Genomic DNA, 24,991 nt, shown 5'->3' on the forward strand with positions numbered 1-24,991 from the left:
ATTCCTAACTGCCCCGGATGACGTAAAGCACGAGCCAGACCATCAGGCCCAGCGCCAGCAGCAGGCCGAGTGTCCGGCCAATGCGGGTGCCCCAGACTTCGATCGGATCGGCACGATCGGCATCGGCCGCGGTGACGTGATCGTGCAGGCCTTTCGTGGCCCGCGCCACGAACGAGTTGCCGGCCGGATCCGTCTCGCGCGCAACGCGCTCGAGGATACGGCGCGATTCCTTGTCGCTGTCCTGGCGCTCCGCCATGATGATGTCCCGTTTAGATCGAACCTTATCGCGTTCGCTCAGCCAATCACAGGGCCTTGCAAGGGCATCCAGCGTGCCAGGCAACGGCTGCCGGTCGGGCGGTTTTCTTGCGCGCTGATTGTGGTAATGCTTCGCATGCAACTTCTACCGAGGGACCCCATCATGTTTGCCGAGCGCCTTGCCTCACCGTCCATGTTCCGCACGCTGCCTGCCTTCCTGATGATGGCGATCATGCTGCCGCTGCTGGCCGGCTGCGGCTACAACACCATTCCGACGGCGGAGGAAAACGCCAAGGCGGCATGGAGCGAGGTGCTGAACCAGTATCAGCGCCGCGCCGACCTCATTCCCAACCTGGTCGAGACGGTGAAGGGCTATGCCTCGCACGAAAAGGACACGCTCGACGCGGTGGTCGAAGCCCGTGCCAAGGCCACCCAGATCACGGTGACGCCGGAAACGCTGAAGGATCCTGAAGCCCTCAAGAAGTTCCAGGATGCCCAGGCAGGGTTGACCAGCGCGCTGTCGCGGCTGATCGCGGTCTCGGAAGCCTATCCCGACCTCAAGGCCAACCAGAATTTCCTGGCGCTGCAGGCGCAGCTCGAAGGCACCGAGAACCGCATCGCGGTGGCGCGGCGCGACTACATCCAGGCGGTCAGGGACTACAATCTGACGCTTAAGACGTTCCCGTCGGTGCTGTGGGCGACATTCTGGTTCCGCAGCAACGAGCCCTTCGCCAATTTCACCGTCGATGAAGACAAGATGCAGCCGCCGAAGGTCGATTTCGGCACCAAGCAGGGCGGGTGATCGTCGGAGCCAAACGTCGTGATCTTGCAGGCCGATGAGGGGCGACGCGTCATTCGTCTTGTTGCCGTCGTACTCCTCATCCTTGTGCTGCCGTTCTCGGCCTTCGCCGCCGATCTTCCGGCGCTGACCGGCCGTGTCGTCGACAATGCCGGCATCATCGATGCGGCGACCAAGGCGGCGCTGACGCAGAAGCTTGCCGATTTCGAGACAAAAGGCTCCGACCAGATCGTCGTCGCGACGATCCCCAGCCTCGATGGCGAGGAGATCGAGCCTTATGCCAACCGCCTGTTCCGCTTCTGGAAGCTCGGCCAGGCGAAGGAAAACAACGGCGTCCTGCTGCTGGTGGCCCCGAACGACCGCAAGATGCGCATCGAGGTCGGTTACGGGCTTGAGGGCACGCTGACCGACCTGCACACCAAGCTGATCATCGAAAACGACATGGTGCCAGCCTTCCGCGCCGGCGATTTCTCCGGCGGCATCAGCAAGGCCGTCGACGATATGATCATGGTGCTGGAAGGCAATCCGGAGGAACTGGAGGCGCGCGGCGAGCGCAACCAGCAGGCGCCGTTCAATTCCGACGACCTGTTCTTCGCCGTCTTCATCAGCATCTGGGCGATCATCTTCTTCGGCAGCATCGCGGTCTCCGTCCTGCCGCCGATCTTCGGCCAGAAGCTCGGTCCCGGCCGCTATCGCTGGCTCGGCATGACCTTCGAGCCAAGCCGCCGATCCTCCGGTGGCGGCTGGTCGTCGGGAAGCTCCGGCGGCGGATGGTCTTCGGGGGGCGGTGGTGGCGGCTTTTCCGGCGGCGGCGGTTCGTCCGGCGGCGGCGGCTCTTCGGGAAGCTGGTGACGGCATGACGATCAGCACCATCAACCTGTCGAGACCCGGCCGCTTCGCCTCGGTTGTGCTGACGGCTGTGGCCGTGCTGTTCTCCTGCTTCTCGGCTTTTGCCGCCGACCTGCCGGCGCTGACGGGCCGTGTCGTCGACAATGCCGGCATCATCGACGCGGCGACCAAAGCGGCGCTGACGCAGAAGCTTGCCGACTTCGAGACGAAAGGCTCCGACCAGATCGTCGTCGCGACGATTCCCAGCCTCGATGGCGAAGAGATCGAGCCCTACGCCAACCGGCTGTTCCGCTTCTGGAAGCTCGGCCAGGCCGGCGAAAACAACGGCGTGCTTCTGCTTGTGGCGAAGAACGACCGCAAGATGCGCATCGAGGTCGGCTACGGTCTGGAAGGCACGCTGACCGACCTGCACACCAAGCTGATCATTGAAAACGACATGGTGCCGGCCTTCCGCGCCGGGGACTTTTCCGGCGGCATCAGCAAGGCCGTCGACGACATGGTCATGGTGCTGGAGGGCAATCCGGAAGAACTGGAAGCGCGGGGCAAGCGCAATCCCGCCGATGACAGCACGTCCATCGACCCAATCGTCGCCGTGTTCCTGATCCTGTGGGCGACGATGTTCTTCGGCGGGATGGCGATGGCATTCCTGCCGCCGATGTTCGGCACAAAGCTGTCGCCGGGCGTGTACAAATGGCTGGGCATGACATTTCGCTACGGCCGCGGGCCGAGCAGGTCAGGCAGCAGTGGCTGGACAACGGGTTCGTCGTCAGGCAGCGGCTGGTCGTCGGGAAGCTCCGGTGGCGGCTGGTCTTCGGGGTCAAGCAGCGGTGGCGGGTTTTCCGGTGGCGGTGGCTCATCGGGTGGTGGCGGTTCTTCAGGAAGCTGGTGAGACAGATCATGGCAACACGACCAATCAGCCCGCAGGATCATGAGCGCATCGCCACCGCGATCCGCGCCGCCGAGGAGAAAACCGACGGCGAGATCTACTGCGTCGTGGCGCATGCCAGCGACGGTTATTTCTTCCCGGCCGCCTTCATGGCGACCGTGGGCATGCTGATCGTCAGCCTGGCCGTCGGCTATGGGCTGGAGGCCTGGTGGCTGTCGATCCGTCTGCCGCATTTCGTCCTCGCCCAGCTGCTGGCGCTGGCCTGCGTGCTGGTGTTGCTGTGGGTGCTGCCCGGCCTGCGCATCCATCTGGTGCCAAGGCGGCTGTGCTATCAGGCGGCGCACGCCAATGCGATCAAGCAGTTCCTCGCCCGCAACGTCCATCGCACCACGGTGCGCACCGGTGTGCTGGTCTTCGTCTCGATTGCCGAGCACTATGCCGAAGTGGTCGCCGACTCGGGCATTGATGCCAAGGTCGGCCAGCATGTCTGGGATGGTGTCGTGCGCGATCTGACCGCCCATGCCGGCGACGATCGGCTCGCCGACGGCTTCGTCAAGGCGATCGAGCAGGTGGGCGCGGTGCTGGCCGAGCATTTCCCGGTCACGGCTGGCGACAGCAACGAACTCGACGATCATCTCGTAGAGATTTGAGCCTTTCCGCAGAGGCGTCGAAGGCCTCTCACCGAGGCTGTGATCGCCTGTGATAAAGCGGCCGGCGGGCCGCCCGGACTCTTGCAATCGGCCGATGCGGGTTTATGGTTAACAAATCATGAATACGCTGACGATCGACATCCGGAAAGCCGACCCGCGCGATGCCAGTGCCATCGCGGAGGTGCACCTGGAGGCCTGGCGCGGCGCCTATTCCGGCATCATTCCGCACCGTACGCTGACATCGATGATCAACCGTCGCGGCGCCGACTGGTGGGCGAACGCGATTCGCCGCGCCGCCACCGTTCTGGTGGTCGAAATCGGCGGCAAGATCGCCGGCTATGCGACGATCGGCAAGAACCGCGCCCGCGAACTGCGCCAGCAAGGCGAAATCTACGAATTGTACCTGCGCCCGGAATATCAGGGCATCGGGCTCGGCAGCCGGCTGTTCGCGGCAGCCAGGGCGCGTCTGGCCGATCACGGGCTGAAAGGCATGGTGGTCTGGGCGCTTGAAGACAACCAGAACGCGCTTGCCTTCTACGCCGGCGCCGGCGGCCGCGATGTCGCCGAGGGCGTCGAGATCTTCGAGCAAAAGGCGCTTAAGAAGGTCGCTTTCGTCTGGGAATGACGGCCCGGCCTTTCGGTCACCCGCGTCTTTCGATCGTACCCAGCACCATTCGCCGCATTGCACCATGGCGCGCCGCCCGCTATCGATCTCCCATCAAAGAGGGACAAAGCCATGCGCATCGAAGCCATAGCCATCGGAAAGAATCCGCCTGAGGACATCAACGTCATCATCGAGGTGCCGATCGGCGGCGAGCCGATCAAGTACGAGATGGACAAGGAGGCCGGCACGCTGTTCGTCGACCGCTTCCTGCACACCTCGATGCGCTACCCCGGCAATTACGGCTTCGTGCCGCACACGCTGTCGGGTGACGGCGATCCGATCGACGTGCTGGTCTGCAACACGCGCGCGCTGGTGCCCGGCTGCGTCATCAATGTCAGGCCGATCGGCGTGCTTGTGATGGAAGACAATGCCGGCCAGGACGAGAAGGTGATCGCCGTGCCGTCACCGAAGCTGACGCTGCGCTACGAAAACGTCACCGAATACACCCAGCTGCCCGACATCACCCGCCAGCAGGTGCAGCACTTCTTCGAGCACTACAAGGATCTCGAACCCGGCAAATGGGTCAAGATCGAAGGCTGGCACGATTCCAAATATGCCAAGAAGATGATCGTCGACGCGATCGCGCGGGCCAAGGCGAGCAAGTAGCCGGACCGGTCAGTTATCGACCCGGCCGAAAGCCGGCACGTTGCCGATGACGGTGTGCCTGTCCTTGCCGCAGGCGAAGGTTCGTGCCTTGTCGTCGGCAAGCTTGCGCGCCTGATCGTTGGCGGCGGGATTGCCGGTGGCCAGCACCAGGCCGACCGTGCAGCCGTCGCGCGCATCCATCTGGCCGACCTTGGCGACCAGCAGCACCTCGGTCGGTTTTTTTTCGTCGTCCGGGTTGCTGATCGAGCGGCGATGGATGGCGGCAAACGGCACGGCCTTGTCGCCTTTGGTCTCGATGCGCCATTCGATCTTGGCTCCGGACGAATTGAAGCCGGAAAAGCTCTCCCAGACCGTCGTCATGTCACCGCCGGGCGGAAAACCGTAGAACAGCGATTCACGAGCGTCGTCATAGGCGATCAGCACGGGGTAACCGCGATAGCCCGAACAGGCGAGCTCGGCCCAGTCGCCGTCGCCTTCCTCGGCCTGCGCATAGGTCACGCAGTCCTTCTTCGAGTCGAGATCGGTGTAGGCGCTGGCAATGCCATCGGCATGTGCAGCCTGGCAGAAGCCGGCGAGGGTGAGCGGAATCAGCAGGCTGCGCATCGCGGGCATCTCCGTTGCAGGCATCGCAGCGTAGCGGCAAATGCTATTTCTTCAAACTGGCTTCGATCAGCAGATCGGCGTTGCGGGCGACCGCTTGCGCCGGACCGCCAAGCCCGAACAACTGGCCGCTGATATAGGCGCCTTCGATCAGGAGCAGCAGGCCGTCGCCGAGCGTGTCGGGGTCTTGCGCGCCCATCGCAACCGCCATGGCGCGCAGCCGGCGGCGCAGTTCCTGCTTGTTGGCCTCGCTGACCACGCGGGCCGGATGGCTGTGGTCGGGATATTCGACCGCCGCATTGGTCATGCCGCAGCCGCGATAGTCGGTCACTTGCGTGCGCTTGCCGATGCGGGTCAGGAACGCCTTGATCTGCGCGCGCGGGTCGCCGGGATGAGCGGCGACCGCCTCGTCGAAACGCTCCCAGTATTCAAGATCGTATTGCCTGAGATAGGAGGCGGCCAGTTCATCCTTGGACGGAAAGCTGCGATAGAGGCTGGGCTTGGTGACGCCAGCGCGTTTGACGATCTCGTCGACGCCGATCGCCCGGATGCCGCGCCGGTAGAACAGGTCATAGGCCACATTGAGGATCTTCTTGGCGGCCTTCGGCGGTGCCGACTCATGTCCGTCGCTGATGGTCAGTTCAATATTTTTGTCCGTTGGCATCGCGTGACTCGATTGACAATGTTACCGATCGGTACGTATACATGCTGCACCCTGCAACGTACCGGTCAGTAACATGATAGCTCAATCCCGCCCATTTGGCCAGCGCTATGCCTTCGTCGTGGTTGGCGTGATCTTCCTCTGCCTGCTGGTCGCGGCCGGCTTGCGCTCGGCGCCCGCCGTCATGATGCTGCCGTTGGAGAATAGTTTTGGCTGGCGGCGCGACGTCATCTCGCTGGCCGCCGGTGTCGGCATCCTGCTCTACGGTCTCACGGGGCCATTTGCCGCAGCCTTAATGGAGCGCATCGGGCTGCGCCGCACGCTGCTGGCCTCGCTGGTGGTGATGTCGGGCTCGACCGCGCTCAGCCTGGTGATGACCAAGCCCTGGCATCTGTTCATCACCTGGGGCGTGTTCTCGGGCATCGGTTCCGGCGCTGTCGCCAGCGTGCTCGGCGCCACCATCGTCAACCGCTGGTTCAAGACCAATCGCGGCCTTGTCATGGGATTGATGTCGGCCTCCAGCGCCTCCGGCATGCTGGTGTTCCTGCCGCTGATCGCCGCGTTGGCGCAGTCGGGTGGCTGGCAGCCGGTGGTCATTGCGGTCGCGATCGCCACCGCGGCCCTGATACCGCTGGTGTGGCTGCTGGTGCCGGAGCGGCCGGCTTCGATCGGCATGGTGCGCTACGGCGCCGAGGCCGACGACGTGCCGCCGACATCGCCCGCGTCACAAGGCAATTTCCTCGCGCATACGCTCAACACGCTGCGCCGTGCCGCCGGCACAAGGGTGTTCTGGTACCTGTTCGCCACCTTCTTCGTCTGCGGCTTCACCACCAACGGGCTGGTCGGCACGCACCTGATCGCATTTTGCGGCGACATGGGTATCGGCGAGGTGCAGGCCGCCGGCCTGCTGTCGATGATGGGCATCTTCGACCTGATAGGCACGACATTGTCGGGCTGGCTCACCGACCGCTACGACCCGCGCAAGCTGCTCGGCGTCTATTACGGCATCCGTGGCCTGTCGCTGATCTATCTGCCCTATTCCGGCTTCTCGGCAACCAGCCTGATCATCTTCGCCGTGCTGTACGGCCTCGACTGGATCGCCACCGTGCCGCCGACGCTGAGGCTTGCCAATGAGGCGTTCGGCGATCGCAGCGGACCGATCGTGTTCGGCTGGATCGTCGCCGGCCACCAGATCGGTGCGGCCACCGCCGCCGCCTTCGGCGGCACCATGCGCGAGCTGCAGGGAAATTATGAGCTGGCCTTCCTGATCGCCGGCATGACGGCGATTGCCGCCGCCTGTATCTCGCTGCTGATCAACACCAGCAAACCGGCCTTCGAGCCGGAGCCGCAGGCGGCCTAGCCGGTGGGTTGTCAGAAAAACTTCATGGTTTCGAGATGCGCCTGAAACATTGACGCTGGACCTTGGTGGCACCGTTCAAGCCATCCAGGAGACAGCCATGAACAAGCTCTCGATGACCCGCCGCGCTTTCGTCACATCCGCCAGCGCCGTTGGGCTGGCCGGCGTTTCAAGCCTGGCACTGCCCTACTATTCGCGCGCCAATCAGCGGCCGGCCTTCACCCATGGCGTCCAGTCAGGCGATGTCGACGCAACCAGCGGCATGGTGTGGACGCGCACCGACCGTCCGTCGCGCGTCATGTTCGAGGTGTCGTCGACAGAGAATTTCGCCAATGCGACACGCCTGGCGCCGCTCGATACCTCGCCGGCCAGCGACTATACGGTCAAGCGGCTGCTCACCGACCTCGCTTCCGATCAGGACATCTTCTACCGCATGACATCAGCCGATCTCGCCGACATCAACGCCGTTTCCGAGCCGATCACCGGCCGCTTCAGGACGGCGCCGGCATCGAAGCGCGACATCCGTTTTGCCTGGTCGGGCGACACAGCCGGCCAGGGCTGGGGCATCGACGAGACCGGCATGAAAACCTACGCCACGATCGGCAGGCACACGCCCGACTTCTTCCTGCATTCGGGCGACACCATCTATGCCGATGGCGCCATGAAGGACGAGGTCGACCTGCCCGGCGGCGGCAAGTGGAAGAACGTCGTGCTGATCGACGGCAAGCGCAAGGTCGCCGAGACGCTGGACGAATACCGGGACCAGTGGAAATACAACATGATGGACAGGAATGTGCTCGGCCTGAGCGCCATCTGCCCGACCTTCTACCAGTGGGACGACCACGAAGTGCTGAACAACTGGTCGGACTCGAAGGATCTCAGCGCCGACAATCGCTACACGGAGAAATTCATCCACGTGCTGGCGGCCCGTGCGGCACGCGCCTTCCATGAAATGACGACGATCCGCTACGAACCGTCCGAGCCCGGTCGCGTCTATCGCAAGATCGCCTACGGGCCTCTGCTCGACGTGTTCTTCCTCGATATGCGGTCCTATCGCGGCCCCAACGGTCCGGACATGCAAGATGAGATGACGCCGCAATCGCGCATGCTTGGCGAACAGCAGACGAAATGGCTGAAGCGCGAGCTGGCCAACTCCAAGGCGACCTGGAAAATCATCGCCGCCGACATGCCGCTCGGCCTGGTCGTCTGGGACGATGGCACCAAGAAGGTCGGCGCCGAAGCGGTCAGCAATGGCGACAATGGCCTGCCAAAAGGGCGCGAGCTCGAGATCGCCGACCTGCTGCGCTTCATCAAGAATGCCGGCATCAGCAACACCGTCTGGCTGACCGCCGATGTGCATTACACGGCCGCGCACTACTACAACCCGGACAAGGCGCAGTTCCAGGAGTTCAATCCGTTCTGGGAATTCGTCTCGGGTCCGATCCACGCCGGCACGTTCGGTCCCAACGATTTCGACATGACGTTCGGCCCGGAGCTGAAGTTCATCAAGGCGCCGAGCGCCGAGCAAGGCCAGAACCTGCCGCCATCGGCCGGCCTGCAATTCTTCGGGCTGGTCGACATCAACGGCGCCAGCGAACAGATGACCGTGCGGCTGATGGATCGCGACGACAACGAGCTCTACAAGGTGACGCTCGACCCGGTGCGGTCGGCGTAAGCGCACTTTTCACCCTCCCCCTTGTGGGGAGGGTCCGCGCGGCGGCTTCGCAAAGCGAAGCTGGCGAGAGGGGCGTGGTGAAGCGCCGACTTAATCGGGATAGCAAACCATCGGGATGTTAGGCCACACGGCACTGTCGCAGTTGGCGGCGTCCTGCCGCTGCTTGAAGGCGGCGCTGACCGGGCCGGTCACCATCGGGTCGACGCCGTCTGGCGCGTCGGCGAAGACCTGCTCGGCGGTCTGCGTGTCGGACTGCACAACTGCGCGCGCGCCCTTCTGCGTCGCGGCCGACTGCGCGGCGTTGGCCGCCAGCAAGACGGCAAAGGCCACAGACGCGATGAGCGGCCAGAATCGGTTGAGTTTATCGGTCATGACGTTCGAACTGCTCGGGCCCCGAAAGGTTCCCGCCTTGGTTAACAAAATCATCTCACACGCAGATGCTTAAGATTTGATGAGTATTTGGTGTCGCGCCTCCTCTTTCGCAACTGCGAAAAACCCTGTATGAGCCGCGCAACCGAAAGAGGCAGCGCCTTTTGGCCTGCTGCCTGCAACGCTTCCGAGACCAGAACATGAAAATCCGTAATATCGCGATCATCGCGCACGTCGACCATGGAAAAACCACCCTTGTCGACCAATTGCTCCGGCAATCCGGCTCCTTTCGCGACAATCAGCGCGTCGCAGAGCGCGCCATGGATTCCAACGACCTCGAAAAGGAACGCGGCATCACCATCCTTGCCAAGGCGACCTCGGTCGACTGGAAGGATACCCGCATCAACATCGTCGACACCCCCGGCCACGCCGATTTCGGTGGCGAGGTCGAACGCATCCTGTCGATGGTCGATTCGGCCATCGTGCTGGTCGACGCCGCCGAAGGGCCGATGCCGCAGACCAAATTCGTCGTCGGCAAGGCGCTCAAGGTCGGCCTGAAGCCGATCGTCGTCATCAACAAGATCGACCGCCCGGACGCCCGCCATGTCGAGGTGGTCAACGAAGTGTTCGACCTGTTTGCGGCGCTCGACGCCACCGACGACCAGCTCGACTTCCCGATCCTGTACGGTTCAGGCCGTGACGGCTGGGTTTCGGAAAATCCGGAAGGCCCCAAGGATCAGGGCCTGGCGCCGCTGTTCGACCTCGTCATCAAGCATGTGCCGGCGCCGACCGTGCATCCCGGCCCGTTCCGCATGATCGGCACCATCCTGGAGGCCAATCCGTTCCTCGGCCGCATCATCACCGGCCGCATCGAGAGCGGCACGTTGAAGTCCAACCAGCCGGTCAAGGTGCTGCACCATGACGGCACGCTGGTCGAAACCGGCCGTATCTCCAAGATCCTCGCTTTCCGCGGCCTCGAACGCCAGCCGATCGAAGAAGCCCAGGCGGGCGACATCGTCGCCATTGCCGGCCTCTCGAAAGGCACCGTCGCCGACACGTTCTGCGATCCGGCGGTGAGCGAGCCGCTGCATGCGCAGCCGATCGATCCGCCGACCGTGACCATGTCGTTCCTGGTCAACGATTCGCCGCTGGCCGGCACCGAGGGCGACAAGGTGACCAGCCGCGTCATTCGTGACCGCCTCCTGCGCGAGGCCGAAGGCAATGTCGCGCTGAAGATCGAGGAATCACCGGACAAGGATTCGTTCTTCGTCTCCGGCCGCGGCGAATTGCAGCTGGCCGTGCTGATCGAGACGATGCGCCGCGAAGGCTTCGAGATCGCCGTGTCGCGTCCGCGCGTCGTCATGCAGAAGGGCGAAAACGGCGAATTGCTCGAGCCGGTCGAAGAAGTCGTCATCGACGTCGACGAGGAGCATGCCGGCATCGTCGTGCAGAAGATGTCGGAGCGCAAGGCCGAGATGGTCGAGCTGCGTCCGTCCGGCGGCAACCGCCAGCGCATCGTCTTCCACGCGCCGACGCGCGGCCTGATCGGCTACCAGTCGGAACTGTTGACCGACACGCGCGGCACCGCCGTGATGAACCGGCTGTTCCATGCCTATGAGCCCTACAAGGGCGAATTGCCGGGCCGCACCAATGGCGTGCTGATCTCCAATGAACAGGGCGAGGCGGTGGCCTACGCCATGTGGAACCTGGAAGACCGTGGTCCGATGGTCATCGATCCCGGCGTCAAGGTCTATCAGGGCATGATCATCGGTATCCATTCCAGAGACAACGATCTCGAAGTGAACGTGCTCAAGGGCAAGAAGCTGACCAACATCCGCGCCGCCGGCAAGGACGAGGCAGTCAAGCTCACCCCGCCCATCCGCATGACGCTGGAGAAGGCCTTGGCCTGGATCCAGGACGACGAGCTGGTCGAGGTAACGCCGAAGACGATCCGTCTGCGCAAGCTCTATCTCGATCCGAACGAGCGCAAGCGCTTCGAGAAGTCGGCCAAGGCTGTCGGCGCGGCGTAAGCTTTCAATTTTTCCGACAACCGAAAAGGGGCGGAGCAAAAATGCTCCGCCCCTTTTCGTTCATCCACCGGCGGCCGAGATGATGGTCCGCCGATCGGCCTCGCCGACGAGATCGATGCGGATCGTCATGCCCTCGCGGGCCGGCTTGCGAAGGGCCTTCGCCCCGTCCCGACCAAGGATCAGCAATCGCTTCTCTTCCAGCGCCTGAAGCCGGGATCGCGAGATGCCGAGTTCGCCGGCGAGCAGCCGGTCGAGCCGCAGCGATGTCGGCATTTCGAGCCCGAGCTGGAGTTCCAACACGGTCGCGGCTTCCCTGGTGTCGCCGAGCCTGCGCTTGTGAACGGCGACATCGGGAAACTCCTCGATGCGCCCGATCCGGTTTCGCAGCGTGACCACATCGAAGGCATGGCGCCGGGCCAGCGCCGGATCGTTGCTTTCGAGCGCCTGCAACAGCGCCGGCTCGATGTCGCGGCGGTTGCAGCGCTCGAAAACGCCGAAATTCCAGGAATTATCGCAGTCGATGCAGCGGTAGATCAGCCAGACGTCAATGCGTTTGCCGTTGGCGTTGACGCGGAACTTCCCGCTGCTGCAATAGGCCTTCACTGTGCCGCAGCGATTGCAGTTGATGAGTGGTCGAGGTGCGGTTTTAGGCGTGATCGCCCAGCGGATACGCAGCAGTCCAGACATGCCGATAAGCCCTTCCCATCGGGAAGTTCATCAGACCGGCGATGTCGAGATGCCCATACGGGCACGGCGTGGCGAGAAACTGCGGCAGTGGAAAAATCAGGCGTCACGGCGGAAAGCGCGCGACAGCGGTTCAGCAGTGCCAAACCGGTCTCGAACCGCCGCCCAGAGGAACACATGAAATGAAAACAGGCATCGCGAATGCGGCGCCATGCAGTGTGTCGGGGGAGTTGACGAGACCGGCGGTTACGTAGGCAAAGTGAAGCTCAAAATTGTTTGCGCGGCGGCTTTTCTAGCCGCGACCGATGGGAACGGCAAGGGGCGGCGCCAACGTCAGTGATTATCTTGCCTTTGCCAGCCCCACACCTGTCAGGTTAGTGTGGCGGAACCTCTTAATCTGAGACCCTGGCCATGCACCTCACATCGCTGCTTATATTCGCCGCCGCTTTGTTCGTTGCCGCCGGCTCGCCCGGTCCGTCGATCGCGGCGCTCGTCGCGCGTGTCATCTCGAAAGGCTTTCGCGACGTGTTCCCGTTCCTGCTTGCCATGTGGATCGGCGAGGGCATCTGGCTGTCGCTGGCGGTGTTCGGGCTGGCCGTGGTGGCGCAGACCTTCCATTTCGCCTTCGTCGTCGTGAAATGGGTCGGGGTTGCCTATCTCGCCTACCTCGCCTGGAAGATGTGGACCGCCCCTGTCGATGCGAAAGAGGGCGAGATGCCGCGCGAGGATTCTCCGGCAAGGCTGTTCTTCGCCGGCATGGCGGTGACGCTCGGCAATCCCAAGATCATGATGTTCTATCTGGCGCTGCTGCCAACCATCATCGACCTCGCTTCGGTCAGCCTTGTCGGCTGGGTCGAGCTGACGGCGACCATGGCCGTGGTGCTGGTCGCCATCGATCTCGCCTGGGTGCTCGCTGCATCACAGGCGCGCAAGCTCCTGAAGAGCAAGCGCGCCATGAAGATCGCCAACCGCATCAGCGCAACGACGATGGCCGGCGCCGCGGCGGCCATCGCGGCGCGATCCTGAGCCGAAGCGTCAACCCATCATATTGATGATCGGCGCGATCTCGACGTTGCAGTTCGGCTCCGCCAGGATCGGACAGTCCCTGGCCTTGCTGGCGGCGTCATCGATGTCCTTTGCCTCGATGATCGAGTAGCCGCCGGTCGGGTTGCTGCCGCCATTGTTCTCGATCTTGCCCCCGGGCAAGACGCTCTTCGACATGCCAACAGGATTACCGCGGTCGACCACGGCCGAACCAAGCTTTCCGAACCAGCCTGTCCAGGCGTCCATCATCGCCTTACGCTCGACCTCGGTCGTCGGCATCTTGCCCGAGCCGTGATAGACGTAGAGAAACTTCGCCATGTTCTCCTCCCTTGATGAGCGGCATCGAACCGGCATGCGGTCATGCCGCCTGCCGATCATCGGACCAAACCGGCGAACAAGCAACGAGAATGCGAAGCTGCTTATATAAGGCCTGGCTGGGTTCCAGCTGCCGAGCCTCACCGCGCCATGGCGTGGTATTCGTCGTTCGGCCGCATATCGATTGCGGCCGCCACCCGGTTCGACATGTTGAAGAAGGCGGCGGTCGAGGCGATGTCCCAGATGTCGCGGTCGGTGAAGCCGGCTTGGCGCAGTGTCGCCCGGTCGGCCTCGACGATCTTTGCCGGTTCTTCCGTCAGCTTGACGGCAAATTCGAGCATTGCGGTCTGCCTGGGCGAAAGATCGGCGGCGCGGAAGTTCATCACCATCATTTCGCCGAGTGCCGGGTCGCCGGACAACTGACGTACGGCCGCGCCATGCGCGGTCAGGCAATAATAGCAATGGTTGATCGAGGAGACGGCGACCGCGATCATCTCGCGCTCCAGCTTCGACAGGCCGGAATCACCCAGCATCAGATCGTTGTACATATCGGTGAAAGCGCGCAGCTTCTTGTCGTCGAAGGCGTAGGCGCGCAGCACGTTGGGAACGAGGCCAAGCTTCTCCTCGCATTTGGCGAAATAGGTTTTCGTCGCCTCGCTCAGCTCTCCCTGGCCAAGGTCAAGTGCGGTGATTTTGGCGATCATGGGTCATTTCTCCTCCTTGCGCGGCATCTTGTCGCCAAATTCCGATAATTCGTGGCAAGCCGTCAAACCTTTGTCGCCAAACAGCGGTCATCTGCTACGATAGTCGTAAAAGCATTCGACGGGAGGGAAGTGCGTCATGGCCAGCGTGAAATCCGCGAGCAAGCCGAAGAAAAAAGCCACGGCAGCGACAAAAGCGGAGGAAAGGCCAGCCAGGCTTGCCGACTATCTGCTCGCCCGCGCGCCGGCTGAAGACATCGCCACCTATGAGGTAGCCGACCTCGAACGCGCCGCCGATCTCGCCGGCAAGGCGATTGCCGTTCACAAAAAAGGCGAGTGCGTCGTCGCCGTCGATGCCGATTCCGGCGTTGTGCGAGACGGCCGCCCAGTGACCGTTATCACGGTCGTCAACGACAACATGCCGTTCCTGTTCGATTCCATCCTCGGCGAGATCACCGAGACATCAGGCGAACCGACACTGGTCACCCATCCGGTCATCGTGGTGCGTCACGGCAAAAGCGGTGTGGAAGAAATCCTCGGCGACGGCAATTTCGCCAAGGACGACGGCAGCCACGACCGGCTGAGCGTCATCCATGTCCATATCCCGAGGCTGACCGTGGAGCAGGCGAGCGGATTGACCGAGCGGCTGCGCAAGATGCTCGGCCAGGTTCACGCCGCCGTCCACGACTGGAAGCCGATGCTGGCCCGCCTCGATCAGGCGATCTCGGAGTTCCGCTATTCGGCCGTGCCGCTCGACAAGAAGAGCGTTGCCGAGGCCATCGCCTTCCTCGAGTGGCTGCGCGACGACAATTTCACCTTCCTTGGCATGCGCGAATTCAAATACACCGGCGGCGAGGAAAGCGGCACGCTGGAGCGTGCCGACAAGCCCGGTCTCGGCATCCTGTCCGATCCCGATGTGCTGGTGCTGAGGCGCGGCACCGAAGCGGTGACGACGACGCCCGAAATCCGCGCCTTCCTGCATGGGCCGGAGCCGCTGATCGTCACCAAGGCCAATGCCAAGTCTTCCGTGCACCGCCGCATCTATCTCGATTACATCGGCGTCAAGACCTACACCGCCAAGGGCGCGCTTGCCGGCGAATTGCGCATGGTCGGCTTGTTCACCTCGACCGCCTACACGCGCTCGGTGATGAAGATCCCGTATCTCCGGTCAAAGGCGGAAACCATCATCGCCAAGTCCGGCTTCGACCGGCACGATCACTCCGGCAAGGCGCTGATCAACGTCTTGGAGAGCTATCCGCGCGACGAATTGTTCCAGGTGCCGGTGCCGATCCTGAGGAAGCACGCTGCAGCCATTCTCGGCCTGGTCGAGCGTCCGCGCGTGCGAGCACTGGTACGCGCCGACCAGTTCGACCGCTTCGTCTCGATCCTCGTCTTCGTGCCGCGCGACCGTTACGACAGCGTCGTGCGCGAGAAAATCGGCAGCTATCTGAAGACCGTGTTCGAAGGCCGGCTGTCGGCCTATTACCCGGCCTTCCCCGAAGGCGGGCTGGCGCGCGTGCATTTCATCATCGGCCGTTCCGGCGGCAAGACGCCGAAGGTCGAGCAGGCGACGATCGAGGCGGCGATCCGCGACATCGTACGCACCTGGGAGGACGCTCTTTCCGATGCGGCGGAGGCCAGTGGCGGCGACCAGGCGTTGAAGGCGATCGCCGCGCGGCTGCCGGAAAGCTATCGCGATTCGTTCAGCGCGGCGGTGGCGCTGACTGACGCCGGGCGCATTGCCAAAATCAGCGCCAGCAATCCGATCGCCATCGACTATTACCGCCATGCCGAGCAGAAGCCGCATCAGGCATCGCTGAAGATCTATCACCACGGCAGCCCGGTGGCGCTGTCGCGTCGGGTGCCGGTGCTGGAAAACATCGGCTTCCGCGTCATCAGCGAGCGCACTTTCGAGGTCGGCGACGACCAGTCCGGTATGATCAATAGTGATCAGCCCGGCATGGTCTTCATCCACGACATGGAGCTGGAGAACAGCTACGGCAAGCCGATCGACCTTGCCGATGGCGGTGCGCTGTTCGAGGACGCATTCCTGTCCGTCTGGCGCGGCGACGTCGACAATGACGGCTATAACGGCCTCGCCCAGACCGCCGGGCTGTGGTCGGGCGAGATCACCATCCTGCGCGCCTATGGCCGCTATCTGCAGCAGGTTGGCATTCCGCAAAGCCAGGACTTTATCGCCGCCGTGCTCAACCGCTATCCCGACATCGCGCGCGGCCTGCATGCGCTGTTCATCGCCCGGCTTGGCCCGACAGCCGAGACCGAAGGCGTGGTGGCGGCAAAACACCTCAAGGCTAAGATCAAGGACGCGCTGGAGGATGTGCCGAATATCGACGACGACACCATCATCCGGCGCTATCTCAATTTGATCGAAGCCTCGCTGCGCACCAATCATTTCGTTGCCGATACGAAGGCGAAAGGCCAGTCGCTGGCGATCAAGCTCGATTCGCATGCGGTCGAGGGATTGCCGGCGCCGCGGCCGTGGCGGGAGATCTTCGTCTACGGCTCCGAGGTCGAGGGCGTGCATCTGCGTTTTGGCCCGGTGGCGCGTGGCGGCCTGCGCTGGTCGGACCGTGCCCAGGACTACCGCACCGAGGTGCTCGGCCTGGTCAAGGCGCAGCAAGTCAAGAACGCCGTCATCGTGCCGGTCGGCGCCAAGGGCGGCTTCTATCCGAAGCAGCTGCCGATAAGCGCCGGCCGTGACGCCATCTTCGAGGCTGGCACGTCGGCCTACAAGAACTTCGTCTCCAGCCTGCTGTCGATCACCGACAATATCGGCCTCGACGGTGTCATCCCGCCAGCCGGTGTCATCAGACGCGACCCGGACGATCCGTATTTCGTCGTTGCCGCCGACAAGGGCACGGCGACCTTCTCCGACACCGCCAATGCGATCTCGGAGAAGCACGGCTTCTGGCTCGACGACGCCTTCGCCAGCGGTGGCTCGGCCGGTTACGACCACAAGAAGATGGGCATCACCGCCAAGGGCGCCTGGGAGGCGGTCAAGCGGCATTTCCGCGAGATCAACCGCGACATCCAGACGTCGTCCTTCACCGTCGTCGGTGTCGGCGACATGTCGGGCGACGTGTTCGGCAACGGCATGCTTTTGTCGCCAAAGACCAGGCTGATCGCCGCCTTCGACCATCGCGACATCTTCATCGATCCCGATCCCGACATGGCGGCGTCGATGGCCGAGCGCGAGCGCATGTTCGCCCTGCCGCGTTCGAGCTGGCAGGACTATGACAAGACGAAACTGTCGGAAGGCGGCATCATCGTCTCGCGCAACCAGAAGTCGATCACCTTGCCGGCGGCCGCTGCGGCGGCGATCGGCCTGGCCAAGACCACCGCCACGCCGGTCGAGATCATGACCGCCATCCTCAAGGCGCCGGTCGACCTGTTGTGGTTCGGCGGCATCGGCACGTATTTGCGGGCATCGACCGAGACCAACGCCGAGGTCGGCGATCGCGCCAACGATGCCATCCGCGTCACCGCGCTCGACGTGCGCGCCAAGGTCATTGGCGAGGGCGCCAATCTCGGCGTCACGCAGCGGGCACGGATCGAGTTCGGCCTGAATGGCGGCCGTTGCAACTCCGACGCCATCGACAATTCGGGCGGCGTCAACTGCTCCGACGTCGAGGTCAACATCAAGATCGCGCTGGCGTCCGCCATGCGCAAGGGATCGTTGACGCGCCCGGCACGCAACAAGCTGCTGGCCGAGATGACCGAGGAGGTCGGCTCGCTGGTGCTCTCCAACAACTACCAGCAGACGCTGGCGCTTTCGATCGCGCGCAAGCGCGGCCTCGCCGACATCGCGCATCAAAGCCGTTTCATGACGGCGCTGGAGGCGCGCGGCCTGCTCGACCGTGCCGTGGAGACGCTACCGTCGCCGGCAGCACTTGCCGAGCGCGAAGCGCGCGGCGAACCGCTGACCAGGGCCGAGCTCGGCGTGTTGCTCGCCTATGCCAAGATCGTGCTGTTTTCCGACATCGTCGCCAGCGACGTGCCGGACGATGCCCATTTCGATCGCGACCTGATGGGCTATTTTCCGGACCGGATGGCGAAGAAATACGCCACTGAGATCCATGGCCACCGGCTGCGCCGCGAGATCATCACGCGGGTCGTCGCCAACGATCTGGTCAATCGCGGCGGCCCGTCCTTCGTCAACCGGCTGCAGGAAGCCACGGGGCGCACCGCCGCCGACGTGGTGCGCACCTTCGCCGTGGTGCGCGACGGTTTTGCGCTGCCGGCGCTCTATCGCGAGATCGACGCGCTCGACAACCAGATCGACGGCCAGGTGCAGCTCGATCTCTATCAGATGGTCAGCCGGCTGATCTATGTGACCAGCGGCTGGTATCTGAAGAACGATGCCGGCACGGCACCGCTTGGCCAGCGCATTACTGAGCTGCAGGAAGCCCGCAAGGCGCTCGAGCCCAAGCTCGTTTCGCTGCTGCCGGCTTTCTCACGCGAGCGGATCGAGGAGAAGCGGCACGGGCTGTTCAAGGCCGGCGCGCCGGAAAAGCTGGCCGAGCAGCTGGCGCTGAGCGAGGTGGCGGAACTTATCCCCGATATCGCGCTGACGGCGCGCACCGCCGGCGCCGACATCGTCGCCGCGGCCAAGGCGTTCTTCGCGGTCAGCGATGCCTTCCGCATTCCGCGTGTCGAGGACGCGGCGCGCTCGATCACGCCGTCCGATTATTACGACCAGCTCGCTCTGTCTCGCGCCACCGATACGATCGGTGCCGCGCGACGCGGCATCGCGGTGGCGGCACTCACCGGTCACGCCAAGACGGCCGATCCGGTGGCGGCCTGGCTGGAAGCCGGCGGCGAGCGTGTGGCGCGCATCCGCGAGCGGTTGCAGGCGCTGACCGAGGGCGGCGAAATCACCGTGTCGCGGCTGTCGGTGGCGTCGGGGCTGATGAGCGATCTGACGGGAATGTGAACCAGCTCGACTCACAGGATTGGCGCCCCTGATCCGGTCGCTGACGCAAACGCAATGGAACGAAGCAACGATCACCACACGCATTGTCGGATGCGTGTGGCGCCATTTTCCAATGGTATCAGCGCCTGGCGTTCAACAAGCTCACCAGGAATATTTGAGCGTGCTGACGACCTTGAGCCGGTCGCCGTAAAATTCGGTCCCGTAATAGCTGGTCGTCAGATACTTTCGGTCGAACAGGTTCGTTGCGTTTACGGCCAACGTCACGTCCTTCCTCACTTTGTAGCTGATTGCCGCATCCACAACTGCATAGCCGCCAACCGAAACCGTGTTCGCGTCGTCCCCGTAGGTCTGTCCGATATAACGCAGCCCACCGCCGATGGTCAGGTCGCCACGCGGTCCTTCCCCCGGAAGCGTATAGTCAAGCCAAGCCGACGCCAGGTGGCGAGGAACACGCTGCGGCCGATTGCCGACATTCCCACCAATGCCGTCTTCCAGGATTTCGGCATCCCAGTAGGAATAGGCAAGTGTCAGGTTTAGATCGTCTGTAATAGCAGCCTTGCCCTCAAGTTCGACGCCGCGGACGCCAACCTTACCGATCTGCTGCTGGATGAGAGGGGTGACATAGGTCGGAACATTGGTCTGGGTAAGATCGAAGACCGCAGCCGTGAACAGACCATCGAAGCCGTCGGGCTTGTACTTGATGCCCGCCTCATACTGTTTGCCTTCTTGGGGCTTCAGCGAACCCGAGACCGCATATCCGTTGGCGCTTGGCGACACGAGCGGCTGGAAGCTTTCCGAATAGTTGGCGTAGACCGCGAGATTCGGCGTAAATTTGTAGGTCAGGCCGGCACGCTTGGTGAAGGCGGACGCCGTGTCGTCGTCCTGCGTTCCCGAGTCGAGATAGTCCGCCGTCGTATGGACACGGTCCCAACGCCCGCCAAGAGTGACGATCCAGCGGTCGTCAAACGTCAATTGCTCCTGGGCATAGACACCAACAGCCTGCTGCTTGACCCGCCAGTTCACGTAAGGGCCGAGATTGATGCAGGAAAGACCGCAATAGGTCGGATTGTTGATGTCGATGGGGCCAGCGGTGCCGAAGAGGATCTTTTCACGGGTGTTGTCGTTGGTGTAGTCGACGCCAACGAGCGTCTTGCTGTCGATCCCGTTCCAGCCCGTATCATATTGCAACTGATTGTCGGCGGCAAAGCGGTTGGACAGGCCGTCGACTGAAAATGCCGTGCGGTCCGCGGTGGGATCAAGCGACGCGCCGTAGACCTCGGCATAGTCGAGGCTCAAATGCGTGTAGCGGGCATTGGAGCGGAAGGTGAGGTTCTCGTTGACCTCATGCTCGAACTGGTAGCCGAGATCGACCTGCTCGGTGTTGAAGCGGTTGAAATCCGGCTCGCCCAGGAATGTGTTGATGTCGATATTGGCACCGGTCGGGAAGCCGCGTGCGCCTGTGCCGTCTCGCTTGTAATAGTCAGTCAGGATGGTGAGCGACGTACCTTCCTCGGGTTTGATGGTCAACGCAGGCGCAATGTAAAGCCGATCATCGTTGGAATAATCCCATCCGTCATCTCCATCCTTGGCCAGCCCGGTGAGCCGATAGGTCCACACACCATCGGGATCGATCGGCCCGCCAAAATCAACGCCCACCTCTTTGGTGCCGTCACCATAGGATGTGTAGATCTCCCCATGCTTCTCATCCAGCGGCCGCTTGGTGATTGCATTGACCAGCCCGCCAGGGCCGTTGAGGCCAAAAAGCGTCGATGTCGATCCCTTCAGGACCTCCACGCGCTGAAGCCCGTAGGGTTCGAGACGGCTGGCCGTGAACCAAGCGGGAATGCGCGCCGCCAGCCCGTCGCGATAGGTACCGAGCGATGTCTGGTCGAAACCACGGATACGAATATAGTCATATCGGTCATCGCTGCCGAACTCGTCGGTGAGGACGCTGGATGTGTAGGCTACGGCCTGCTGGAGGCTTTCGACATGGCGCGCCTCCAGTTCCTTCTGGGTTACAACTGAAACCGAGGCGGGAACGTCGACAATTGGCGTATTGGTCTTGGTGCCGGCCGCCGTATCCTTGGCGACGATCGTGGGATCTGGTCCGACAATGCGATCCGACTTGCCGTTGACGACGATCGTTTGCAGTTGAGTTGCGTCGTCTGATGAACTGTCCTGGGCCCAGCCGACCCCAGTCATTCCACAGGACACCGTTATCAATGCACTGCTCGCAATCAATCGCCTTGCCTGAGTGCGCAACAATGCCTGTCGGCCAATCGTCATCTCTCATTCCCTGTCAGACCAATATCGAGCAGTTCGACCGGTCACCCTTTCCGGCTCTGCGCGAGCGCAATTAGTCAAACCGGATAAAAATAGTCAACTTAATAATCGAGAATTTGTGATGGAGAGGGTCGCAGCAAAGCAGGGCACCGGACCCTACCCGGACCCTTCGGTCCGATCTCCCGCAAGGGGGAGCAGGGCCTGATCCGCGCTGCGGACGAAAAGGCTTTTCGAACAACGAGCGCCCGGCAGGCGCAAGGGGCGGCGCCAAGCTTCGTTCATTGCATGAGCGCATGAAACATGCAGACATGGCGCCCGACACGGGAACCGGTGCCGGGGGATCATCATGACGGTAGAGACAGTGCAGCGTGCGTCCGGGCGCGGCATCTGGGGATGGATGCTGTTCGACTGGGCGGCGCAGCCGTTCTTCACGGTCGTCACCACCTTCATCTTCGGGCCCTACTTTGTCTCGCGCATGGCGAGCAATCCTGAAACCGGCCAGGCGGCCTGGGGCTACGGCATCGCCGCGGCCGGCCTTGTCATCGCCGTGCTGTCGCCGATCCTCGGCTCGATCGCCGACCAGACCGGGCCGCGCAAGCCGTGGATCGCGTTCTTCGCCGCTGTCAAGATCACCTGCCTTTGCCTGCTGTGGTTCGCGGCCCCCGGCTCGAACCTTTTCCTGGTCGTGCTGTTCTTCTCGCTGGCGTCGGTCGCGGCCGAGTTTTCGACGGTGTTCAACGATTCGATGATGCCGCGCCTGGTGCCGAAGAGCGAGATCGGCCGGGTTTCCAACATGGCCTGGGGCCTTGGTTATCTCGGCGGCATGATTGCGCTGATCTTCGTCGTCGCCTGCATGGCCGGTTCGCCGGAGACCGGCAAGACGATCATCGGTATCGATCCTCTCTTCTCGCTGGACCCGAAGCTCGGCGAGGACGCACGCGCCACCGGGCCACTGTCTGCCGGCTGGTACTTCCTGTTCATCCTGCCGATGTTCTTCTTCACCCCCGATGCCATCAAGGGCCTGCCGATCGGTCCGGCGGTTCGCGAGGGGTTGGCGGAGCTGAAAGTAACACTGGGTGAGGTGCGCAAGCGCAGCGGCATCTTCCGCTTCCTTGTCGCCCGCATGATCTACCAGGACGGCGTCAATGCGCTGCTGGCGCTGGGTGGTACCTTTGCGGCGGCAATGTTCCATTGGTCGATCACCGAGATCGGTATTTTCGGCATCATTCTCAACGTCGTCGCCATCTTCGGCTGCCTGGTTGCGGCCCGTCTCGACACGGCGCTGGGCTCAAAAGCCATCGTGATGATCTCGCTGGTCCTGCTCAGCATCGCCACGATCGGCATCGTCTCGACCGGACCGGGCTACACTTTGTTCGGCCTCTGGATGATGCCTGGACCGGACAGTGGCGGCCTGTTCGGTACGGCGGCGGAAAAGGCCTACATTTTCTTCGGCCTGCTGATCGGCGTGGCTTTCGGGCCGGTGCAGGCGTCGTCGCGGTCCTACATGGCGCGCAGCGTCACGGCGGCAGAATCCGGCCGCTATTTCGGCATTTACGCGCTGGCCGGGCGGGCGACCAGTTTCCTGGCGCCGTTCATGGTCGCATCCGTCACCCTCGCCAGCGGCTCGGCGCGGCTCGGCATGGCGGTGATCGTGCTGTTCCTTGGGATCGGCATGGCGATCCTGATCAAGACGCCCTATCCGGCCGATCGGCCGGTGGAATGAGCAGCCTTTTCCTTCTCCCCTTGTGGGAGAAGGTGGCCGAGCGAAGCTCGGTCGGATGAGGGTGTTCCAGCTTGGCGGCGACGGCGATCCGTCACGCACCCCTCAACCGTCTCGGCGCTACGCGCCGATCCACCTTCTCCCACAAGGGGAGAAGGAAAGGGCGCTAGTGCCTGAAATGCCTCACGCCGGTAAACACCATGGCGATGCCGTGCTCGTCGGCGGCGGCGATGACGTCCTTGTCGTTCATCGAGCCGCCGGGCTGGATGACGGCGGTGGCGCCGGCGGCGATCGCCGACAGCAATCCATCGGCGAAGGGGAAGAAAGCGTCGGAGGCGACGACCGAGCCTTTGGTCAGCGGTTCGGCAAGGCCCGCGGCCTCGGCTGCGTCGAGCGCCTTGCGGGCGGCGATGCGTGAGGAATCGACCCGGCTCATCTGGCCGGCGCCGATGCCGACGGTGGCGCCGTCCTTGACGTAGACGATGGCGTTCGATTTGACGTGCTTGGCGATGCGAAAGGCGAATTTGAGGTCGGCCATTTCGGCCGGCGTCGGCGCGCGCTTCGTCACCACCTTCAGCTCGAGATCGTCGACGACGGCATTGTCCCGGCTCTGGACGAGCATGCCGCCGGCGACGGATTTGACCGTAGTGCCAGGCGTGCGCGGGTCCGGCAGGGCGCCGGCGACCAGCAGGCGCAGGTTCTTCTTCGCCGCGACGATTGCCGCTGCCGCGTCGGTCGCGCCGGGCGCGATGATCACCTCGGTGAAGGTTTTCACGATCTCTTCGGCCGCCTCGGCGTCGAGGGTGCGATTCAGAGCGACGATGCCGCCAAAGGCCGAGACCGGGTCGCAGGCGAGCGCCTTGGCGTAGGCCGCCTTCAGCGAGGGGCCTTCGGCAACGCCGCACGGGTTGGCGTGCTTGATGATGGCGACGGCGGCGGAACGGTCGGGATCGAATTCACCGACCAGTTCGAAGGCGGCGTCGGTGTCATTGATGTTGTTGTAGGACAGCTGCTTGCCCTGCAGCTGGCGGGCCGTGGCGACGCCCGGCCGCTTGTCGCCATTGACATAGAAGCCGGCGCTCTGATGCGGGTTCTCGCCGTAGCGCATTACCTCGACCAGCCTGCCGCCAAAGGTGCGCCATGTCGGATGCTCGATCTCGAGCGCTTCGGCGAACCAGCCGGAGATCGCCGCGTCATAGCTGGCGGTGCGGGCAAAGGCCTTGGCCGCCAGCTTCTTGCGGAAATCCAGCGACAGCGAGCCGATGTTCATCTCCAGCGCATTCAGCACCGAGGCGTAGTCGCCGGGATCGGTGACGATGGCGACATAGGCATGGTTCTTGGCCGAGGCGCGGATCATCGCCGGCCCGCCAATATCGATGTTCTCGACGATCGATGCGTAGTCGGCGCCGGAGCGCCGAACCTCCTCGAACGGATAGAGATTGGAGACGACGAGATCGATAGGCTCGATGCCGTATTTGCGCATTGCCGCGGAATGTTCCGGATCGTCGCGCACGCCAAGCAGCGCGCCATGCACGCTGGGATGCAAGGTCTTGACGCGGCCATCCATGATCTCGGGAAAACCGGTGAGTTCGGAGACGTCGCGCACCGCCAGGCCCGCCTCGGTGATCGCCTTTGCCGTGCCGCCGGTCGAGACCAGTTCGACACCGGCCGCTGCCAGCGCCTTGGCGAAATCGATGAGGCCGGTCTTGTCGAAGACTGAGAGCAGGGCGCGCCGCACGGGAACGAGGTCAGGTGCGGGAATGTTCTTGGCGGCGACGGCCATGGGCTGGCGGCCTTTCACGGCTAAGCATGATGCCGAAAAGTTGCGGACTTTTCGGATAAACATCATGCGACAAAACAAAAAGCCAGAGAGGAATTCGCGTTTCAAC

22 protein-coding genes are annotated in these 24,991 nt (G+C 63.2%); 12 read left to right on the top strand and 10 right to left on the bottom strand.

Going from position 1 to position 24,991, the window contains the following annotated elements; translation table 11 throughout:
• Positions 1 to 4: 4 nt before the first annotated feature.
• The gene (locus ACZ89F_RS33935) at positions 5 to 256 is read right to left on the bottom strand and encodes a hypothetical protein (protein WP_109665384.1); all 252 of its coding nucleotides are present in this window, start codon (positions 254 to 256) and stop codon (positions 5 to 7) included.
• Positions 257 to 418: 162 nt separating this feature from the next.
• Between ACZ89F_RS33935 and ACZ89F_RS33940 the strand changes: the two genes are divergently transcribed.
• The 6 genes from ACZ89F_RS33940 to ppa all read left to right on the top strand — a co-directional run bounded on the left by ACZ89F_RS33940 (position 419) and on the right by ppa (position 4,709).
• Positions 419 to 1,057 carry a LemA family protein gene (locus ACZ89F_RS33940; RefSeq protein ID WP_476096597.1) on the top strand — a complete coding sequence of 213 codons (639 nt, stop codon included), beginning with the start codon at positions 419 to 421 and terminating at the stop codon, positions 1,055 to 1,057.
• 51 nt (positions 1,058 to 1,108) lie between these two features.
• The gene (locus tag ACZ89F_RS33945; protein WP_476097454.1) at positions 1,109 to 1,906 is read left to right on the top strand and encodes a TPM domain-containing protein; all 798 of its coding nucleotides are present in this window, start codon (positions 1,109 to 1,111) and stop codon (positions 1,904 to 1,906) included.
• A gap of 4 nt (positions 1,907 to 1,910) precedes the next feature.
• Entirely contained in the window at positions 1,911 to 2,792 is an 882-nt protein-coding gene (locus ACZ89F_RS33950) for a TPM domain-containing protein (protein ID WP_476096598.1), read from the top strand.
• Positions 2,793 to 2,800: 8 nt separating this feature from the next.
• Positions 2,801 to 3,439, top strand: a complete 639-nt coding sequence (locus ACZ89F_RS33955; RefSeq protein ID WP_476096599.1) for a TPM domain-containing protein — start codon at positions 2,801 to 2,803, stop codon at positions 3,437 to 3,439.
• A gap of 118 nt (positions 3,440 to 3,557) precedes the next feature.
• Positions 3,558 to 4,064 carry a GNAT family N-acetyltransferase gene (locus ACZ89F_RS33960; RefSeq protein ID WP_056586049.1) on the top strand — a complete coding sequence of 169 codons (507 nt, stop codon included), beginning with the start codon at positions 3,558 to 3,560 and terminating at the stop codon, positions 4,062 to 4,064.
• A gap of 111 nt (positions 4,065 to 4,175) precedes the next feature.
• Positions 4,176 to 4,709, top strand: coding sequence for an inorganic diphosphatase (gene ppa / locus ACZ89F_RS33965; protein ID WP_195177685.1), 534 nt, complete (start codon positions 4,176 to 4,178; stop codon positions 4,707 to 4,709).
• Between the two features lie 9 nt (positions 4,710 to 4,718).
• On the opposite strand, the gene ACZ89F_RS33970 is transcribed toward ppa, so the two are convergent.
• A complete protein-coding gene (locus ACZ89F_RS33970) occupies positions 4,719 to 5,312 on the bottom strand; it encodes a hypothetical protein (RefSeq protein WP_476096600.1) in 594 nt (197 codons plus the stop codon).
• Positions 5,313 to 5,355: 43 nt separating this feature from the next.
• The gene (locus tag ACZ89F_RS33975; protein WP_476096601.1) at positions 5,356 to 5,973 is read right to left on the bottom strand and encodes a TetR/AcrR family transcriptional regulator; all 618 of its coding nucleotides are present in this window, start codon (positions 5,971 to 5,973) and stop codon (positions 5,356 to 5,358) included.
• Positions 5,974 to 6,046: 73 nt separating this feature from the next.
• On the opposite strand from ACZ89F_RS33975, the gene ACZ89F_RS33980 reads away from it, so the two are divergent.
• The gene (locus ACZ89F_RS33980) at positions 6,047 to 7,330 is read left to right on the top strand and encodes an MFS transporter (protein ID WP_476096602.1); all 1,284 of its coding nucleotides are present in this window, start codon (positions 6,047 to 6,049) and stop codon (positions 7,328 to 7,330) included.
• Positions 7,331 to 7,427: 97 nt separating this feature from the next.
• Positions 7,428 to 9,002, top strand: a complete 1,575-nt coding sequence (locus tag ACZ89F_RS33985; RefSeq protein WP_476096603.1) for an alkaline phosphatase D family protein — start codon at positions 7,428 to 7,430, stop codon at positions 9,000 to 9,002.
• Between the two features lie 90 nt (positions 9,003 to 9,092).
• Here ACZ89F_RS33985 and ACZ89F_RS33990 read toward each other — a convergent pair whose 3' ends face one another.
• Entirely contained in the window at positions 9,093 to 9,374 is a 282-nt protein-coding gene (locus ACZ89F_RS33990; RefSeq protein ID WP_476096604.1) for a hypothetical protein, read from the bottom strand.
• A 50-nt stretch (positions 9,375 to 9,424) separates the two neighbouring features.
• On the bottom strand, positions 9,425 to 9,649 hold the full coding sequence (locus tag ACZ89F_RS33995; RefSeq protein ID WP_476097489.1) for a hypothetical protein: 225 nt from the start codon (positions 9,647 to 9,649) through the stop codon (positions 9,425 to 9,427).
• Here ACZ89F_RS33995 and typA point away from each other — a divergent pair.
• The gene (gene typA, locus ACZ89F_RS34000; RefSeq protein ID WP_476096605.1) at positions 9,572 to 11,401 is read left to right on the top strand and encodes a translational GTPase TypA; all 1,830 of its coding nucleotides are present in this window, start codon (positions 9,572 to 9,574) and stop codon (positions 11,399 to 11,401) included. The genes ACZ89F_RS33995 and typA overlap by 78 nt on opposite strands.
• A 60-nt stretch (positions 11,402 to 11,461) precedes the next feature.
• Here the strand turns inward: typA and ACZ89F_RS34005 are convergent, their stop codons facing one another.
• Positions 11,462 to 12,088 carry a DUF1062 domain-containing protein gene (locus ACZ89F_RS34005; protein WP_476096606.1) on the bottom strand — a complete coding sequence of 209 codons (627 nt, stop codon included), beginning with the start codon at positions 12,086 to 12,088 and terminating at the stop codon, positions 11,462 to 11,464.
• Positions 12,089 to 12,496: 408 nt separating this feature from the next.
• Here ACZ89F_RS34005 and ACZ89F_RS34010 point away from each other — a divergent pair, with 408 nt between their 5' ends.
• Positions 12,497 to 13,111, top strand: coding sequence for a LysE family translocator (locus tag ACZ89F_RS34010; RefSeq protein WP_476096607.1), 615 nt, complete (start codon positions 12,497 to 12,499; stop codon positions 13,109 to 13,111).
• A gap of 9 nt (positions 13,112 to 13,120) precedes the next feature.
• On the opposite strand, the gene ACZ89F_RS34015 is transcribed toward ACZ89F_RS34010, so the two are convergent.
• Together ACZ89F_RS34015 and ACZ89F_RS34020 are read right to left on the bottom strand one after the other, a co-directional pair.
• A complete protein-coding gene (locus tag ACZ89F_RS34015) occupies positions 13,121 to 13,447 on the bottom strand; it encodes a YciI family protein (protein ID WP_476096608.1) in 327 nt (108 codons plus the stop codon).
• A 137-nt stretch (positions 13,448 to 13,584) separates the two neighbouring features.
• Positions 13,585 to 14,148 carry a peroxidase-related enzyme gene (locus ACZ89F_RS34020; RefSeq protein ID WP_476096609.1) on the bottom strand — a complete coding sequence of 188 codons (564 nt, stop codon included), beginning with the start codon at positions 14,146 to 14,148 and terminating at the stop codon, positions 13,585 to 13,587.
• 136 nt (positions 14,149 to 14,284) lie between these two features.
• On the opposite strand from ACZ89F_RS34020, the gene ACZ89F_RS34025 reads away from it, so the two are divergent.
• Positions 14,285 to 19,099, top strand: a complete 4,815-nt coding sequence (locus ACZ89F_RS34025) for an NAD-glutamate dehydrogenase (protein ID WP_476096610.1) — start codon at positions 14,285 to 14,287, stop codon at positions 19,097 to 19,099.
• A 141-nt stretch (positions 19,100 to 19,240) separates the two neighbouring features.
• On the opposite strand, the gene ACZ89F_RS34030 is transcribed toward ACZ89F_RS34025, so the two are convergent.
• Positions 19,241 to 21,385: a TonB-dependent siderophore receptor gene (locus tag ACZ89F_RS34030; RefSeq protein ID WP_476096611.1), complete on the bottom strand. Its 2,145-nt coding sequence runs from the start codon at positions 21,383 to 21,385 to the stop codon at positions 19,241 to 19,243.
• A 343-nt stretch (positions 21,386 to 21,728) separates the two neighbouring features.
• Between ACZ89F_RS34030 and ACZ89F_RS34035 the strand changes: the two genes are divergently transcribed.
• On the top strand, positions 21,729 to 23,105 hold the full coding sequence (locus tag ACZ89F_RS34035) for an MFS transporter (RefSeq protein WP_476096612.1): 1,377 nt from the start codon (positions 21,729 to 21,731) through the stop codon (positions 23,103 to 23,105).
• A gap of 163 nt (positions 23,106 to 23,268) precedes the next feature.
• Here ACZ89F_RS34035 and purH read toward each other — a convergent pair whose 3' ends face one another.
• Entirely contained in the window at positions 23,269 to 24,885 is a 1,617-nt protein-coding gene (purH, locus tag ACZ89F_RS34040; RefSeq protein ID WP_476096613.1) for a bifunctional phosphoribosylaminoimidazolecarboxamide formyltransferase/IMP cyclohydrolase, read from the bottom strand.
• Between the last annotated feature and the right edge of the window lie 106 nt (positions 24,886 to 24,991).

It is taken from the genome of Mesorhizobium sp. USDA 3734 (genome assembly GCF_056279665.1).

Excerpts from the sequence above, each read along its gene's own strand:
- ppa (WP_195177685.1), top strand. The coding sequence starts at position 4,176 with ATGCGCATCGAAGCCATAGCCATCGGAAAGAATCCGCCTGAGGACATC.
- ACZ89F_RS33985 (WP_476096603.1), top strand. The coding sequence starts at position 7,428 with ATGAACAAGCTCTCGATGACCCGCCGCGCTTTCGTCACATCCGCCAGC.
- ACZ89F_RS33935 (WP_109665384.1), bottom strand. The coding sequence starts at position 256 with ATGGCGGAGCGCCAGGACAGCGACAAGGAATCGCGCCGTATCCTCGAG.
- typA (WP_476096605.1), top strand. The coding sequence starts at position 9,572 with ATGAAAATCCGTAATATCGCGATCATCGCGCACGTCGACCATGGAAAA.
- ACZ89F_RS34030 (WP_476096611.1), bottom strand. The coding sequence starts at position 21,385 with ATGACGATTGGCCGACAGGCATTGTTGCGCACTCAGGCAAGGCGATTG.
- ACZ89F_RS34015 (WP_476096608.1), bottom strand. The coding sequence starts at position 13,447 with ATGGCGAAGTTTCTCTACGTCTATCACGGCTCGGGCAAGATGCCGACG.
- ACZ89F_RS34025 (WP_476096610.1), top strand. The coding sequence starts at position 14,285 with ATGGCCAGCGTGAAATCCGCGAGCAAGCCGAAGAAAAAAGCCACGGCA.
- ACZ89F_RS33960 (WP_056586049.1), top strand. The coding sequence starts at position 3,558 with ATGAATACGCTGACGATCGACATCCGGAAAGCCGACCCGCGCGATGCC.
- ACZ89F_RS34020 (WP_476096609.1), bottom strand. The coding sequence starts at position 14,148 with ATGATCGCCAAAATCACCGCACTTGACCTTGGCCAGGGAGAGCTGAGC.
- ACZ89F_RS33940 (WP_476096597.1), top strand. The coding sequence starts at position 419 with ATGTTTGCCGAGCGCCTTGCCTCACCGTCCATGTTCCGCACGCTGCCT.
- ACZ89F_RS33950 (WP_476096598.1), top strand. The coding sequence starts at position 1,911 with ATGACGATCAGCACCATCAACCTGTCGAGACCCGGCCGCTTCGCCTCG.
- ACZ89F_RS33970 (WP_476096600.1), bottom strand. The coding sequence starts at position 5,312 with ATGCGCAGCCTGCTGATTCCGCTCACCCTCGCCGGCTTCTGCCAGGCT.
- ACZ89F_RS34035 (WP_476096612.1), top strand. The coding sequence starts at position 21,729 with ATGACGGTAGAGACAGTGCAGCGTGCGTCCGGGCGCGGCATCTGGGGA.
- ACZ89F_RS33990 (WP_476096604.1), bottom strand. The coding sequence starts at position 9,374 with ATGACCGATAAACTCAACCGATTCTGGCCGCTCATCGCGTCTGTGGCC.
- ACZ89F_RS34005 (WP_476096606.1), bottom strand. The coding sequence starts at position 12,088 with ATGTCTGGACTGCTGCGTATCCGCTGGGCGATCACGCCTAAAACCGCA.
- purH (WP_476096613.1), bottom strand. The coding sequence starts at position 24,885 with ATGGCCGTCGCCGCCAAGAACATTCCCGCACCTGACCTCGTTCCCGTG.
- ACZ89F_RS33975 (WP_476096601.1), bottom strand. The coding sequence starts at position 5,973 with ATGCCAACGGACAAAAATATTGAACTGACCATCAGCGACGGACATGAG.
- ACZ89F_RS33980 (WP_476096602.1), top strand. The coding sequence starts at position 6,047 with ATGATAGCTCAATCCCGCCCATTTGGCCAGCGCTATGCCTTCGTCGTG.
- ACZ89F_RS34010 (WP_476096607.1), top strand. The coding sequence starts at position 12,497 with ATGCACCTCACATCGCTGCTTATATTCGCCGCCGCTTTGTTCGTTGCC.
- ACZ89F_RS33955 (WP_476096599.1), top strand. The coding sequence starts at position 2,801 with ATGGCAACACGACCAATCAGCCCGCAGGATCATGAGCGCATCGCCACC.